The organism is Parabacteroides sp. An277 (genome assembly GCF_002159645.1).
In the GTDB taxonomy this organism is placed as follows: domain Bacteria; phylum Bacteroidota; class Bacteroidia; order Bacteroidales; family Tannerellaceae; genus Parabacteroides.
This window is the reverse complement of sequence record NZ_NFJB01000019.1, coordinates 1-14,199: the sequence shown is the minus strand read 5'-3', so window position 1 is coordinate 14,199 and position 14,199 is coordinate 1. Positions and strand designations below refer to the sequence as shown.

Genomic DNA, 14,199 nt, shown 5'->3' with positions numbered 1-14,199 from the left:
AACGAATTACTTATTTCGCATAGCTGACAGCACGCGTTTCTCGAATTACGGTAATCTTCACCTGACCCGGATAGGTCATTTCGTCTTGAATCTTCTTGGCGATTTCGTTCGAGAGGTTTTCTGTCTCTTTATCATCTATCTTATCCGCCCCCACAATGACACGCAACTCACGTCCGGCTTGGATTGCATACGTCTTGACTACGCCTGGATAAGAAAGTGCCAATTGCTCCAAATCATTCAAACGTTTAATGTAAGCCTCGACAATCTCACGGCGAGCACCCGGACGAGCTCCTGAAATCGCATCGCAGACTTGCACAATCGGAGCGAGCAGCGTTTGCATTTCAACTTCATCATGGTGAGCACCTACGGCATTGCAAATATCCGGTTTTTCTTTATACTTCTCGCAAAGTTTCATACCCAGAATAGCGTGCGGCAATTCAGGTTCATCATCGGGTACTTTACCAATATCGTGCAACAAGCCAGCACGTTTCGCTTTTTTCGGATTCAAACCCAATTCGGAAGCCATGATGGCACAAAGATTGGCTGTTTCGCGGGCGTGCTGCAACAGGTTCTGCCCGTATGACGAACGATATTTCATCTTTCCAATCAGACGAATCAACTCTGGATGCAAGCCATGAATACCTAAATCGATAGCCGTACGTTTACCTGTCTCGACTACTTCATCTTCCACTTGCTTGCGCACCTTGTTCACTACTTCTTCGATACGTGCCGGATGAATGCGTCCGTCTTGTACCAATTGATGCAATGCCAAGCGAGCTACTTCGCGACGAACCGGGTCAAATCCAGAGAGCACGATAGCCTCAGGCGTATCATCTACCACAATTTCAATACCCGTTGCCGCTTCTAATGCACGGATATTACGTCCTTCACGACCAATGATACGTCCTTTGATTTCATCCGACTCAATGTGGAATACTGTAATAGAATTCTCGATGGCCGTTTCCGTCGCCACCCGCTGAATAGACTGGATAACGATTTTTTTCGCTTCCTTATTGGCTGTCATCTTAGCCTCTTCCATGATTTCATTAATGAAAGAAGCTGCTTCCGCTTTGGCTTCATCTTTCAATGATTCGATTAAGCGTTCTTTTGCCTCCTCTGCCGATAAGCCAGACAAACTTTCCAAGTGCTCAACCTCCTTGAGGTGCAACTTATCCAGCTCCTGTTGCTTCTTCTCTACCAAATCCAGTTGTGCAGCGAGGTTATCTTTTACGATTTCCACCTCATTGTTTTTACGCTGCAACTCTTCCTGACGTTGGTTCAAATTGATTTCGCGCTGTTTCAACTTAGCCTCCACCGATTGGATTTTAGCATTCCGTTGCGAAACCTGTTTTTCCAAATCCGCTTTCAAGTGAATGAATTTCTCTTTCACTTCCAGCAACTTGTTCTTCTTAATCACTTCGGCTTCCTTCTCTGCTTCCCGCAAAATCGCTTCATGTCTAGATTTCAGAAGGTAGCGCATAATCAGCCATACAAGTAACCCTCCGAAAACGAAGGTCACTATTGATATGATAATATACATTCCCATTTATTATAAAATTTAGTTCGTATAATATTGATATATAAATAAAAAACACTACCATACAAAGCCTTATGCCTTGTAGAGCAGTGCGGAAATCATTCGCTTACTATAAAAAAGCCACCTCTATCTAACCTTCTTCTCCAGCCAAATAAGCATCCAGGCGCGCCGTCAGCTCCCGGACTTTATCGTCAAAAGGCGTCATATCGTGTTCACGTTCATATTGTATCGCGTAAGATGCAGCCTTTACGGCTATCAGTGCCAGATAATCCCTTACCTCAAATTCGTCTTTATAGACACTTTGGTAATTGATTAGCATCTTGTTCACCCATTTCACAGCTTCGCGAATATATTCCTCTTCCTGCCTTTTAATCGGAATAGGATAGGAACGTTCTGCTATTTTTATATTTATAACGAAATTGTCATCCATCGTACTATTCATTTAACAGTGCGATGCACTTCTCAACTTCCCGCACTAACTTTGACACCCGCATTTTGGCGTTCTTCATTTCGCCTTCTTCCACAGAAATGACTTGCGCCGTCAGCAGGTTATTACATTTAGCATTCAATACACCTATTTTCTCAATAGCCTGGTTTAGCTCTGTTTCTTTTACCTCCAGAGCTTGCTCCAATTCTTGAATTTTCTGCTTTTGCGCATCGCATAATGCCATCAACTCGTTGAACCGGAGTTCCAATAAAACCAATAGCTGCCTACTATCTTCGGTCATCTCCCGCCAAATTTTATACAAAAGTAGAGTTTAGATTTGAATATTGCAATATTTCGGGCGCTTTCTTTCTAAGAAAATGCGAAAAAAGGCTATTCCAACTGGATTGGGATAACCTTTTTCGTTTCTCTTTTGGTTAAAGAGAATGTGCTCACTCGGTCAGGGAAACTTCCCAGTCTTCCCCAACTTTTTCGAAAGATAACTTACCTTCCTTTGCCAGCCACCCCATTGCGGCGTACATATCTTTTTCCGCCTTAATTTTGGTAGCTTTCTTCAATGCTTTCAGGCTCATCTTTCCGCCTTCGTGCAAAGCATTCCATACTTTGCCCGCATTTGTACCAATTAATTCTATCATACGCTTAATGCTTTTAATAAACGGGGACAAATATAGAGATTTATTCTAAAAGACCAAACATTTAGTGCTTTTTTAGTTAAATTGTAATAGACATGACCTCTGTTTGATGTACCCATAATGCTTCAAAATGGACTGCCGAAGCGTATTTTCGAAGCAATCCGGCGGCATACGTACCGGCCTCAAGTACCCCCTCCCGACCTGAATAACCATTGATAATCATCAGTATTGAAGAGGTTTCCAGACTTATCTTTGTTCGTTCCTCATCACTGGTTGGCGTTCCTATTCCGCCCATCGTATCGCGGTAAACAGGCAAACCGGCAATATTCAATTCGCCCCGGCCAATACCTTGATAGGGTTCCCCTTCCCGTCCTACACCTAACGTCAATTGCGTACCTTGAATTTTCGACACGTCAAATCCTCCAATCGAATAGCCACTCCGTATCGAAACCAAATTAATCAAATCGACCACCGTGTCAATGCGATAGAGCGGCAACCCGCGAAGGATACGCCGACGAAGCGCCTCGGCCGACGGACGATACCGGTTCGGGTCTTTTCCCAACCGCTTATAGGCTTGGCGAGTCGCCCGTATAGGTGGAAATTTATTCACTTCCTCCAGTTGCAAAGTTCGTTGGATTCGCGCCTCTTCCTCGGCTATTTCCGCCCAAAGCCCCGCAGCCGATTCGCTATTCTTCACTTCGCAAGTGAGGGCCAATACGTGCAAATCGGGGCACGCTTCCCTTATTTCGTCCGATAATGCAATTTGTATCATTTTTCCTTTCTATTCATATTAAATAGGTATATATTGCCTTTCCGCCGTATCGAGCGTGTCAATACGCCGTATCGACATCCTCTTTCCGCTGTATTGGCATCGCCTATCTGGCGTGAAGCCAAATGCCAGACAAGATACGTCCGCTCCGAATACCTAACCGCCGGGCCGAAAAGAAGCGGTCCGCCTGCTGGTAGGTACAAATCCCAGCGAGATGTATCCGGTTTTCGACCAATCCTTCCTGGCACAATTGCAGCTGTACGCCCCGCCAAAGGTCGATGTGCGTCTTGCCCGTTTCAGGATGTTTTCTAAAGAGGGATTCGGTATCCTCCTTTGTCCAGGCCTGCGATTGGCGGAATTGTTCGACCACCTCCTCGCCTACTTCAAACGCAGCCTGGCTAATAGACGGACCTATCACGGCCTCCATTTGTGACGCGTCGCATCCATATTCCGCTCGGCAGAAAGCGACAGTTCGCGGGACAATGCCCTGTACCACGCCCCGCCAACCGGCATGAACCGCTGCCACGACTTGCTTATCCGGCGCATAAAGCAGGACTGGGACGCAATCTGCCGTCGAGACTGCCACGCACACGCCGGGCACATCCGTCGCGAGTGCATCTACTCCCTCCAAGGCTTCCTCTTGCGCTCTTTTCGTTTCCTGCAAGAAAGAGGCATCCACCTTACGGATACAAGTTCCATGCGTCTGATGTGGCATCAGGAGCCGTTCGGGCGAAAGATGCAACGCTTCGCAAAGCCATTCCACATTTTGCTGCACATGCGTCGGGTCGTCGTCCGTATAGCGTCCAGCATTCATCCCGCCAAACGCGCCTTGGCTCACGCCTCCGAAACGAGTAGTCGAAAAATGAGAAATGTGGCAATCGCCCATCCATTCGGCGCATTGCCACACTTCCACTTTATCGTTCAGACGATTGATTGCCATCAGATGGTTCCTCCTCGTCCTCGTCGTCCTCCCAATCCTCATACTCGACGAATTCCTCTTCGTCCTCTTCCTCTTCGGGGAACACGAAATCATCCTCATCGTCATCGAAAGGAAGCGACTTCACATCGATATTCTTATGGACTATCCGTTCGACTTCATGGAAAGACTCCTTGTTCAGCTCCTTCCAGAGCAGGTCTTTTAACTCATTGATTCCCATTTGCGCTACAGCTGAGATAAATACATGCGGAAGCTCCTCGGGCAACTCGCGTTCCATCTCACGCATCAACTCCTCATCCAGCATATCGCATTTCGTGACGGCCAAAACGCGCGGTTTTTCGACCAAGTCGGGATTATACTTCGTCAATTCGCCCAACAGAATCTCATATTCCTTTTTCACGTCATCGCTATCTGCCGGAACCATAAAGAGAAGCAACGAGTTTCGTTCGATATGACGCAAGAAACGGAGCCCCAGCCCCTTGCCTTCGCTCGCGCCTTCGATAATACCCGGAATATCGGCCATGATAAAGGAACGATTGTCGCGATAGCTCACGATTCCCAAGTTAGGCTCGAGGGTCGTAAAAGGATAATTGGCAATCTTCGGTTTAGCAGCCGATACGACCGAAAGCAACGTAGACTTACCCGCGTTCGGGAACCCTACCAGTCCGACATCCGCCAAGAGTTTGAGTTGAAGAATCACATGTCGCTCTTGCGCCGGTTCGCCCGGCTGGGCATAACGTGGTGCTTGGTTGGTTGCCGTGCGGAAATTCCAGTTGCCCAATCCGCCTTTTCCGCCTTTGAGGAGCATCACCTGCTGCCCGTCTTCGGTGACGTCGCAGATAAACTCGCCCGTTTCGGCATCATATACCACAGTTCCGCAAGGGACTTCAATAATCCGATCCTGCCCGTCCTTGCCAAAGCTGCGTTTCGCTCCGCCGCTCTCGCCGTTGGTTGCCAGGATATGACGCTCGTACTTCAAGTGGAGCAACGTCCAATAGTTCCGATTGCCGCGCAGGTAAATATGGCCTCCTCTTCCTCCGTTCCCTCCGTCGGGTCCCCCTTTCGGAATATATTTGGCACGGCGAAAGTGAGTAGAACCTCTGCCACCTTTTCCAGAGCGGCAATAGATTTTTACGTAATCTACAAAGTTTGATTCAGCCATTGAGAATGGACAATTGAAAATGGACAATTGACAATTACCCAGCTTGCTGTATCCTTGTCAATTGTCTATTGTGGATTAATGAATTGAATTGATTGCTTCCTTGATGCGACCGAAGATTTCCTCAATCGTGCCCATACCGTGGATAGCCGTATGCTTGCCTTCCTTCACGTAGAAGTCCGCGAGCGGAGCTGTCTGCTTGTGGTACACTTCGAGGCGCGATTTGATGGTCTCCAAGTTGTCGTCTGAACGACCTGAAATCTTGCCGCGTTCCAACAAGCGCTTGATGAGCTCATCTTCGTCCACCTGCAAGTTCAACATGATAGAGACATCCGTGCCGCGTTCGTTCAGCATCTTCTTCAAAGCTTCGGCCTGCGGAATCGTACGAGGGAAACCGTCAAAGATGACGCCCTTCGAGTTCTCTTTGCTATCCAATACCTTGGCCAGCATATTTACGATCAAATCATCAGGCACGAGCTGTCCCTTCTCGATGTAATCCTTAGCTATCTTTCCCAACTCGGTCTCGTTCTTCATTTCCGAACGGAGCACGTCGCCCGTCGAGATGTGATCTAACCCATATTCCTTAATAATCAATTCGCTCTGCGTCCCTTTTCCTGAACCCGGAGCGCCGAAAATAACTACATTCAACATAAACTTCTTTTTTAATGGACAATTGACAATGGATAATTGACAATTGCCTCTATTATACATTATATTTATTATACAATATCTTCATCTTCCACCAGAATTGTCAATTGTCAATTCTCAATTGTCAATTACATAAATGTCCCGATAGGCCCGACCCAACCCGTCGTAGTCCAACCCGTGCCCCACGATGAAGGCCGGCGGAATCCGGATGCCCACATAATCGGGCTTCAGTTCGCATTGCAGGGATTCGGGCTTGAAGAGCATCGTGGCGAGCTTCACCTCGGCCGCACCTAATTCCTTTAAGCGCGCCAAAACGCCCTGCATCGTAAAGCCGGTGTCGATAATATCTTCGAGCAAGACAACCGTCCGGCCTCGGACGTTCTCTTTTATAGGCATGATTTCCTTCAGCTCGTGCGTGCTGCTTGTCCCCGCATACGAGGAGTAACGCGCAAACGATACCTCATAGGCATCGTCCATCTCCGCCAGCAATTCGGAGGCAAACATAAAGGCCCCGTTCAATATGCAAACGAACAGTACATCCTTCCCGGCTATATCCCGCTTGATTTCTGCGGCCATCCGGGCGATAGCCTCCCCTATCGCTGCCTCTGGGATGAACAATTTGAATGTTTTATCTCTCAGTCGAATCTTCTCCATGATGCGTCTTTTTCTTTCAAGCGCACAAAGGTACAACAAATTCGCGTAATGGACAATGGATAATTGACAATGGACAATGGACAATTTTCCCGTTCGCAAGGGCGGACACGTGGGTCCGCCCCTACGAGCCTGTCAATCATCGTCAATTATTAAATGGTCGGGGCTTTATAATCCATTCCGACAATGGGGAGGGGCTCATTGTTTACGATTCCTTCATGATTGGCGTAAAGTCAGACCAATCTTCTACTTTGTAGGCACGAATATCGCGCACCGATTTTTTAAACCATTCAAATTTGGAAAGGTCGTTGATCGCTTTGTAGAGATTGCTCAAATTGCCGTTGACCGTAAGATATGTACTTCCTTGGATCTAATTGAAATCATTTTTCTTCAGGCTTTCTTTAATTTCGTAATAAGCCCGGTTATAAGGTGTTCCATAATGTTCTTCGAGCTTCGAAATCGACATACCAAAACTTATGGCAAACATACGTTCTCCTTCTTTACCGGTTTAAACATCTCTTCGCGGCCGAAAAAGACATTGCGGTCGGGGGTTTCCGCAGAAATGACGATGCCGACAAACGGATTGTTTTCCACTTGGATAACCTGACCCGTTATCCATTCTTTTTGCAGGGTCACATCGGGCGATATTAATACCAAATCTCCTATTTTCATACTTTCATCTATTTAAGGATTCCGATTACAAAAGTACAACAAATTCGCGTAATGGACAATGGACAATGAACAATGGATAATTGACAATGGACAATTCCCCCGTTCGTAGGCGGGTGTATCAAAATAGGGAAATATTATCAGGAAGTAACTGAAAAGCTCCCCTGCCCTTAGGGGAGCTCCCCGCAGGGGTGAGGGGTTGTTTCTTATTATGAGAGATTTAACCCCTCAGTCTCGCTACGCGAGCCAGCTCCCCTAAGGGCAGGGGAGCTTTTCAGATAGCATTTTGACACAGCTCCTTCTGTGTTCCAATAGGTTATTTATGGAAAACAATCAAGTACAAAAAAGGGCGGACCCACGAGTCCGCCCCTACAAGCATATTAATTGTCAATTGTCCATTACCACAACGTGATGGGTTCCGGATATTCCACTACCAGCGGACTACCTCCATCATACGTTTCGATGCGGACTTTGTATTGTCCTTCCGTCAAATCCGGGACCATGGTAAATTCGCAGCTGGTCTCTGTGACGTTGCTGATGGTCGCGGCTTTAATCCATTCGATGTAATCCTGATCATTGACGAGCCCGATGACGTGTTCCAGCGTGCCATCCTGTCCCTTCAGGGTAAAGCCTTTATAGTTTACGCCAGTTTGCTCGCCTCGCTCGATGCGGTGCGGATTCTCCGGGTCGCCGCCTTCCTTTTGGTAGACCGCGGTGATTTCGGGCGTGACGGGTTCGGGAGTCGGGGTAGGTTCGTCGCCGCCCTCAGCATTTCCTGACGAAGAACTGCCGCTGACAGTTTTACGGAAACGGACAATCAAGGTATTTACGTCGTTGATAATCTTCCCTAATTCTGTACGAGTCTCTTCGTCCTTCGTAACCAACTCGTTCACAGCGTAAAGCGCGTTGATGGTCTTAAACAGTGTTTCGATGGCCGTATCGCTGGCTGCGCGGAGCGATTTCATGTTTGGAGCAAACGCGCGGTCGCGTTCTTCCTCGTTTCGTTCCAGATAAATCGTATTAAACGCCTCATTAGCCTCTTCAAGTGCATCCGGTGCGCCTTCCAATCCAATCGTAGCCAAAGCAGAAACATAAGGTTCCGTGCGGAACTTTTCCACCAAATCAGAAATTTCAGCCGTTTCACTACCATATTCGGAAACCGTCACATCGCCCGCTTCATGGAAAGCAAATGCAATGGTTTCACCCGCTTGTCGTTCCTCTTCTGTAATTCCATAAGCCTTATACAGCAGCGCGATGCCTCGATACAATTTAAAAGTACAATCGCGAGCCCTGTCGGTAGCCTCAATCTTCGTTGTTTTTAAATACCCTTTTTCCTCTTTAAAACCAGCAATTTCATGATTCGCTGCCGTATCAAAATCCGTCCACTGGACAGTAAAACCGAATTTCGCGGCCACTTCCTGCGAAATCCTTTTCTTCAAATCGGTGATAAATTGCACATGCCGCGCGTTTTTCGCCCTCGTGCGTGGATAATCTAACAGAATTTCCAACATGCTTCCATTCATTTTAAAGTTAAACTTCCTATTTATTTGGTACAATATGCTGCCTAGACTTCCAGGCGGGTGATCGTACCGATACAATGTGCTGCCTGAACTTCCAGGCGGGTGATTGTACCGGTACAATGTGCTGCCTGAACCTTCGGGCGGGTGATTGTACCAGTACAATGTGCTGCCTGAACTTCCAGGCGGATGATTGTACCGGTACAATGTATTGCCTGAACCTTCGGGCGGGTGATTGTACCGGTACAATGTGCTGCCTGAACTTCCAGGCGGGTGATTGTACTACTTTCACCTCACGTTTGCAAAATTAGGCATTAAATTGAACTATGCAAGTATTTGGCGGAAGTTTTTTTGCATGAAAAAAGCCCCTCCGGGTTGGGGAGGGGCCTCTTTATTTATATAATGTATACCGTTTTATACCGTCGGTTGCTCAGCAGCCGGGTTGTTCTGGTCGTCCGAGATACCTTGGTTCGTTTCCATCTCGCACTGCGGGATGCGGTAAATCATGATTTGCGATTCAGCCGGGAGGTTATACTGGACGATAGCCTCGTAGTTCGTGCCTTTGCGCTCAATCGGTTTCTTGAGGCGCAGGATGTCGAAGAGCGAGAAGCCTTCACCCCAGAGCTCGACACGGCGTTGCATCCAGATTTCGTCTTGCAACTCTTGTGCCGAGTTGGCTGTACAAGTATATTCCGGGTCGCGGTACGTCTTCACGAAATCTTCCAAAGTCGACTTCGCAGCAGCTACGTTTCCGCTCATCGCTTCGCCTTCCGCCTTGATGAGAATCATCTCCTCGACGCGCATCAAAGCCCAGTCTTGCGAGTTGGTTGTATTTCCTAATACATCCTGGTAAGGACCGAACTTCACATTCACATACGGCGTCAAACCGAAATAATCAACCACCGATTCGCCGCTCACGGTCTGCCCGTCAATCAGCGAAGAGGTATTTTCCGGAGAGAGGAACCATTGCTTGCGGATATCCGTCGAAGGAATCCAGTCGTACAACGTATTGGTGATAAAACGATAAGCACCCGTCAAAGTCGTATAACCGTTACCAGTCAGCGAGCAGAGGTGAGAAGGCCAGTTGATGATACCGGTCGTTACCACGTCGTTATCCGGCGAAATCATCACACCCCAGAGCCAAGAGTTGGCCGAAGCGGAGTTGAACGAAGGCTTCGACACGTCGTCGCGCGAATAAGGCGAACCACCCGCCATCGCACGTTCGGCATCGGCAGCCGCTTCCGCCCAGTTCTGCATCAACAGGTTGGCACGCGCACGGAGACCATACGCCACGTAAATGTCGATTTGGTCTTTGTTTGTACCGTTGTCGTAACCATCCAGCAATTCAATAGCCTGATTCAAATCGCTCATGATTTGGTCGTACACCTCCTGTACCGTCGCACGCGGGTTGTTCTGCAAATCCTCGTCGCTCATCGTTTCGAGCACGATAGGCACGCAGAGCGCCGATTCATGTCCGGCGTATGTGAACTGGTAGGTCTGCGCCAAGTTCAGGTAATCATACGCACGGGCAGCCAACGCCTGACCGCGATAGATTAACATCGACGGGTCTTCCGAGCCTTCCGTCAACGTCAACACGTTGTTAGCCGCCTTCATGTGGTTATAGAACGTCTTCCAAATCAGCTCATCCAACGTACTGGTATAAAGACGGTCGGAATAGTTCAACGCCGTACCGAACCAGTTGTAACCCGAAGTAGTAGACGGCATGTCTTGCCCGCCCTGCTCGTAAGCCAAGCTTACCGCAGCCACACCAAAATCGTTGTGATAGGTATTGGCATCGTCAGAAATCGTACCGAATACATTCAATGTAGATGCCAACGCATTCACCTCCGCCGTAATCAAGTTAGGGCGGTTCCCGATGATATCCTCCTTCTGGTCGCCACTGACGTACTGACCTTCCAGATTCTTATCCAAATCGCAAGAAGCTAAAAGTAAAGCAGCACTTGCGCATACGATATATTTTGCTGATATTTTCATAAATCAAATCATTTTAGAGAATTAGAAATTCAAAGAAATACCGCCGGAGATAGTACGGATAGGCGAATAAACGTTATCCGCGCTCAGATAACTCTGACGGGGATCTAAGCCCTTGCGAGCCGACCAGAGTGCCACATTATCTGCCACGAAATAGAGGCGTACGCCTTCGATTTGCAACTTCTGTGTCCAAGATTTCGGCAAGGTATAACCGAACGTAATGTTCTGCAAGCTCAAGTAATTCGAGCTGGTCAACCAGCGGTCTTGCGTCAAGTGACCGGTGTATTGGTCTTGTACGTTCAAGCGCGGAATGTCCGTATTCGTGTTTTCCGGAGTCCAAGCGTTCAGCATATCCGTATGCCAAGCCGAACCCATTGCGTCCGTACTCATCAATTCGCCGTACGTGTAATCCAAGATACGGCCACCCAACTGGTAAGCGAACGAAATCGAGAAGTCGAATCCGTAAGCTGTCAAACTCGTACCGAAACCGCCATACACCTTCGGAAGGATATCACCCGTAGCGAAACGGTTCGAAGAGGCTTCCGAATAAGAGGTCGTTACCGTTTCGCCGGCATCGTTCGGTTCCGTCAATGCCCACAATGCCTGACCCGTCTCAGCATCTACACCTACATACTTCGGCAAATAGAGCTGATACATGGATTCGCCTTCGCGGTAGATACGAGAACCGCTAATCAACTGGCCGTTCAATTCAGGAGCCAATTCCAACACTTTATTCTTGAAGTGCGTCAAGTTCAAGAACACATCCCAAGAGAAGTTCTTCATATTGATGATATTCGAGTGCAAATCCAATTCCACACCACGGTTCACCATCGAACCGATATTCTCCGGGAAAGTAGAATAACCGATAGACGGGTTCACCGGTTTGAAATAAAGCATGTCGGTTGTCTTACGCGAGAAGTATTCTACCGCACCGCTCAACTTGCCGCCCCAGAAGGTGAAGTCGAAACCGGTATTGAAGCTGTGCGAAGTTTCCCACGTGATATCTTGATTACCTTTATAATATAAAGAGGTAGAGAAATCATTGTTGCTGTTCGCCAACTGATATTGGTCCATGTACGGATAATAGTTGCGATACAGACCACCTGCATACAACAAGTTATCGTTACCTTGCGTACCGTAGCTGATCTTGAACTTCAACATGTCAATCCATTCTTGATTTGACAAGAAAGCCTCCTTGTTCATCAACCAACCCGCACCGATTGACCAGAAGTTACCCCAACGGTTGTCCGGATGGAACACCGAAGAAGCATCACGACGATACGAAGCCGAACCGAAGTACTTGCCATCATAATCATACTGTACGCGGAACAACCAACCCTCGGTTGCGTAACTCTGCGAATAACTGCTATTCGTCTGGTTCAAGATACCGTTATTCAACTCAGGCATATCCGGATTGTAAATCTTTTCACGCGAACCGTAGAGGTAAGAATATTTATAGTTATAGTTTTCGTGACCAGCCAATACGTCCAAGTTATGCACATCGTTGAATGTCTTGTTGTAAGTCAACAAATACTGCTGGTTGACGCTGAATGTACGGCTTGTAGATACGCTGACGATACCACCTACGCCGGAAGTTTCCGAATATTGTCCATAGAACGGGTTCACCATATCTGTATTGCGGACATTGTTCGCATCCACACCGATGTTGACCTTCGCTTTGATGCCGCCCCAGATATCAATATCTGCAAACCATTTACCGCTGATGACATCGCCCGAATATTTCTGCTTATCCAGCATATAGCTTGCCAACGGGTTCGCATTCGGGATGACGTTCGTACGAGAGAAGTTCGTATCCGAACCGTAATCGTAACGCTGCATGCCTCGTTCGTCAACCATAATATTACCCGACGCATCACGGATATACATCGGATAGATAGAACCAATGATATTAGCCGCATAGAACGCGTTGGCATTCGAAGAACCGCCTTCTGTATCTTGCTCGCGGCTATCGTAGTGCGTGAACGAAACGTTACCGCCCATCTTCAACCAAGGCTTTACTTGGTAATCTGCTTTCAGACGAGCTGTATAGCGTTGGAAACCGGAGTTCGGCACGATACCTTGGTCGTCCAAATAACCGGCAGACATATAATAGTTCATCTTATCGTTTGCACCCGAAACGCTCAAGTTGTATTCCTGACGGGTATTGTTTTCGAACAACGCATCCGACCAATCATCCGGCGTATAGAAATAAGTACCATCCGAATAACCTAACGTAGCATTCGGATTCAACTTACCATCCATGCCTACCAATTGTTCACCGTTCGGAACTGAATATACTTGATATCCTAAATAAGAGCTTGACAGCATCGTCTGGTTGGCATACGCATTCGCACCCGCCAAATCACCGGCAGCTACCATACCATTCAAATCGCCATTATAAATAGCGGCATAGGCTAATTCATAGAACTGGGCCGGATTAACACGGTCGTAAGAAGGCACGCCACGCTTATTCACACCCCATTTGGCATCGAAGCTCACGCGAGCATCTCCGCTCTTACCGCGCTTGGTCGTAATCAAGATAACGCCGTTCGCACCACGTGCACCATACAACGCATTCGAAGCGGCATCCTTCAAGACCGTCATGGATTCAATATCCGATGTATTGATGGCTGAAAGCTCACCATCATACGGAACGCCATCCACTACATACAACGGATTGTTGCTTGCCGAAATAGAGCCAATACCACGAATACGTACAGTAGCATCCTTACCCGGCTGACCTGTATTGCTGGTAGTTTGCACACCGGCTACCTGTCCCGCCAATGCATTGGTTACGTTTGAAGCCTGACGTTGTCCAATCTTTTCATTATCAATCATAGCGGCCGAACCCGTGAAGGCAGAACGCTTTGCCGTACCGTATGCTACGACCATCACTTCGTCCAGCGCTTGTGAATCAGAACGCATGTGTACATTTATTTGCGATGCTACGCGCACTTCCATTTTCTCCATACCCACGTAGGAGATTTCCAAATGCTTGTGCTCCTCCGGTACTTCCAATACGAAGTTTCCGTCAAAGTCCGTAACCGTACCGATTGTGGTACCTTTTACGACTACCGAAGCACCGATTACCGGCTCGCCGTTCTCGTCAACGACATGACCGGTCACTTTCGTGCTCTGGGCCCACGCTGCCGACATTCCCATCAGCAAGCAAGCCGCTACCATTGTAAACCTTTTCTTCATAAAACACACTTATTTAGTAAACATTTATACTCTGTCTCAAGT

Annotated in this window: 14 protein-coding genes; 1 reads left to right on the top strand and 13 read right to left on the bottom strand. The window is 47.7% G+C overall.

Annotation, left to right across the window (positions count from 1 at the left end; genetic code table 11):
• Positions 1-10 precede the first annotated feature (10 nt).
• The 11 genes from rny to B5F77_RS09010 form a co-directional block, all read right to left on the bottom strand.
• The gene (gene rny, locus B5F77_RS09065; protein ID WP_087330003.1) at positions 11-1,546 is read right to left on the bottom strand and encodes a ribonuclease Y; all 1,536 of its coding nucleotides are present in this window, start codon (positions 1,544-1,546) and stop codon (positions 11-13) included.
• Positions 1,547-1,667: 121 nt separating this feature from the next.
• Positions 1,668-1,967 carry a cell division protein ZapA gene (locus tag B5F77_RS09060; protein ID WP_162607977.1) on the bottom strand — a complete coding sequence of 100 codons (300 nt, stop codon included), beginning with the start codon at positions 1,965-1,967 and terminating at the stop codon, positions 1,668-1,670.
• Between the two features lie 4 nt (positions 1,968-1,971).
• Entirely contained in the window at positions 1,972-2,265 is a 294-nt protein-coding gene (locus tag B5F77_RS09055; protein ID WP_087329999.1) for a hypothetical protein, read from the bottom strand.
• A 148-nt stretch (positions 2,266-2,413) separates the two neighbouring features.
• Positions 2,414-2,617, bottom strand: coding sequence for a winged helix-turn-helix domain-containing protein (locus B5F77_RS09050; protein ID WP_087329998.1), 204 nt, complete (start codon positions 2,615-2,617; stop codon positions 2,414-2,416).
• Between the two features lie 76 nt (positions 2,618-2,693).
• Positions 2,694-3,386 (bottom strand): phenylalanine--tRNA ligase beta subunit-related protein, encoded by a 693-nt coding sequence (locus B5F77_RS09045; RefSeq protein WP_087329996.1) that lies wholly within the window; start codon positions 3,384-3,386, stop codon positions 2,694-2,696.
• A 103-nt stretch (positions 3,387-3,489) separates the two neighbouring features.
• Positions 3,490-4,323: a peptidoglycan editing factor PgeF gene (gene pgeF, locus B5F77_RS09040; RefSeq protein ID WP_087329994.1), complete on the bottom strand. Its 834-nt coding sequence runs from the start codon at positions 4,321-4,323 to the stop codon at positions 3,490-3,492.
• Positions 4,298-5,482 (bottom strand): GTPase ObgE, encoded by a 1,185-nt coding sequence (gene obgE, locus B5F77_RS09035; RefSeq protein WP_087329992.1) that lies wholly within the window; start codon positions 5,480-5,482, stop codon positions 4,298-4,300. The genes pgeF and obgE overlap by 26 nt, the downstream gene beginning before the upstream one ends.
• Positions 5,483-5,557: 75 nt before the next feature.
• On the bottom strand, positions 5,558-6,130 hold the full coding sequence (locus B5F77_RS09030) for an adenylate kinase (protein ID WP_087329990.1): 573 nt from the start codon (positions 6,128-6,130) through the stop codon (positions 5,558-5,560).
• Positions 6,131-6,244: 114 nt separating this feature from the next.
• Positions 6,245-6,781 (bottom strand): phosphoribosyltransferase family protein, encoded by a 537-nt coding sequence (locus B5F77_RS09025; protein WP_087329988.1) that lies wholly within the window; start codon positions 6,779-6,781, stop codon positions 6,245-6,247.
• A 471-nt stretch (positions 6,782-7,252) separates the two neighbouring features.
• On the bottom strand, positions 7,253-7,450 hold the full coding sequence (locus tag B5F77_RS09015) for a transcriptional regulator (protein ID WP_087329986.1): 198 nt from the start codon (positions 7,448-7,450) through the stop codon (positions 7,253-7,255).
• A gap of 395 nt (positions 7,451-7,845) precedes the next feature.
• Positions 7,846-8,958 (bottom strand): DUF6261 family protein, encoded by a 1,113-nt coding sequence (locus B5F77_RS09010; protein ID WP_204244957.1) that lies wholly within the window; start codon positions 8,956-8,958, stop codon positions 7,846-7,848.
• A gap of 86 nt (positions 8,959-9,044) precedes the next feature.
• On the opposite strand from B5F77_RS09010, the gene B5F77_RS15585 reads away from it, so the two are divergent.
• Complete coding sequence (locus B5F77_RS15585) at positions 9,045-9,275, top strand: hypothetical protein (protein ID WP_140392858.1); 231 nt, start codon at positions 9,045-9,047, stop codon at positions 9,273-9,275.
• 103 nt (positions 9,276-9,378) lie between these two features.
• On the opposite strand, the gene B5F77_RS09005 is transcribed toward B5F77_RS15585, so the two are convergent.
• Positions 9,379-10,959, bottom strand: coding sequence for a RagB/SusD family nutrient uptake outer membrane protein (locus B5F77_RS09005; RefSeq protein ID WP_087329984.1), 1,581 nt, complete (start codon positions 10,957-10,959; stop codon positions 9,379-9,381).
• Between the two features lie 21 nt (positions 10,960-10,980).
• Positions 10,981-14,157: a TonB-dependent receptor gene (locus tag B5F77_RS09000; protein WP_239446031.1), complete on the bottom strand. Its 3,177-nt coding sequence runs from the start codon at positions 14,155-14,157 to the stop codon at positions 10,981-10,983.
• Positions 14,158-14,199 lie beyond the last annotated feature (42 nt).

What these genes read in the sequence shown, in the direction of transcription:
- rny (WP_087330003.1), bottom strand. Translation starts at nt 1,546, where the DNA reads ATGGGAATGTATATTATCATATCAATAGTGACCTTCGTTTTCGGAGGG.
- B5F77_RS09060 (WP_162607977.1), bottom strand. Translation starts at nt 1,967, where the DNA reads ATGGATGACAATTTCGTTATAAATATAAAAATAGCAGAACGTTCCTAT.
- B5F77_RS09055 (WP_087329999.1), bottom strand. Translation starts at nt 2,265, where the DNA reads ATGACCGAAGATAGTAGGCAGCTATTGGTTTTATTGGAACTCCGGTTC.
- B5F77_RS09050 (WP_087329998.1), bottom strand. Translation starts at nt 2,617, where the DNA reads ATGATAGAATTAATTGGTACAAATGCGGGCAAAGTATGGAATGCTTTG.
- B5F77_RS09045 (WP_087329996.1), bottom strand. Translation starts at nt 3,386, where the DNA reads ATGATACAAATTGCATTATCGGACGAAATAAGGGAAGCGTGCCCCGAT.
- pgeF (WP_087329994.1), bottom strand. Translation starts at nt 4,323, where the DNA reads ATGGCAATCAATCGTCTGAACGATAAAGTGGAAGTGTGGCAATGCGCC.
- obgE (WP_087329992.1), bottom strand. Translation starts at nt 5,482, where the DNA reads ATGGCTGAATCAAACTTTGTAGATTACGTAAAAATCTATTGCCGCTCT.
- B5F77_RS09030 (WP_087329990.1), bottom strand. Translation starts at nt 6,130, where the DNA reads ATGTTGAATGTAGTTATTTTCGGCGCTCCGGGTTCAGGAAAAGGGACG.
- B5F77_RS09025 (WP_087329988.1), bottom strand. Translation starts at nt 6,781, where the DNA reads ATGGAGAAGATTCGACTGAGAGATAAAACATTCAAATTGTTCATCCCA.
- B5F77_RS09015 (WP_087329986.1), bottom strand. Translation starts at nt 7,450, where the DNA reads ATGAAAATAGGAGATTTGGTATTAATATCGCCCGATGTGACCCTGCAA.
- B5F77_RS09010 (WP_204244957.1), bottom strand. Translation starts at nt 8,958, where the DNA reads ATGTTGGAAATTCTGTTAGATTATCCACGCACGAGGGCGAAAAACGCG.
- B5F77_RS15585 (WP_140392858.1), top strand. Translation starts at nt 9,045, where the DNA reads ATGTGCTGCCTGAACTTCCAGGCGGGTGATTGTACCGGTACAATGTGC.
- B5F77_RS09005 (WP_087329984.1), bottom strand. Translation starts at nt 10,959, where the DNA reads ATGAAAATATCAGCAAAATATATCGTATGCGCAAGTGCTGCTTTACTT.
- B5F77_RS09000 (WP_239446031.1), bottom strand. Translation starts at nt 14,157, where the DNA reads ATGAAGAAAAGGTTTACAATGGTAGCGGCTTGCTTGCTGATGGGAATG.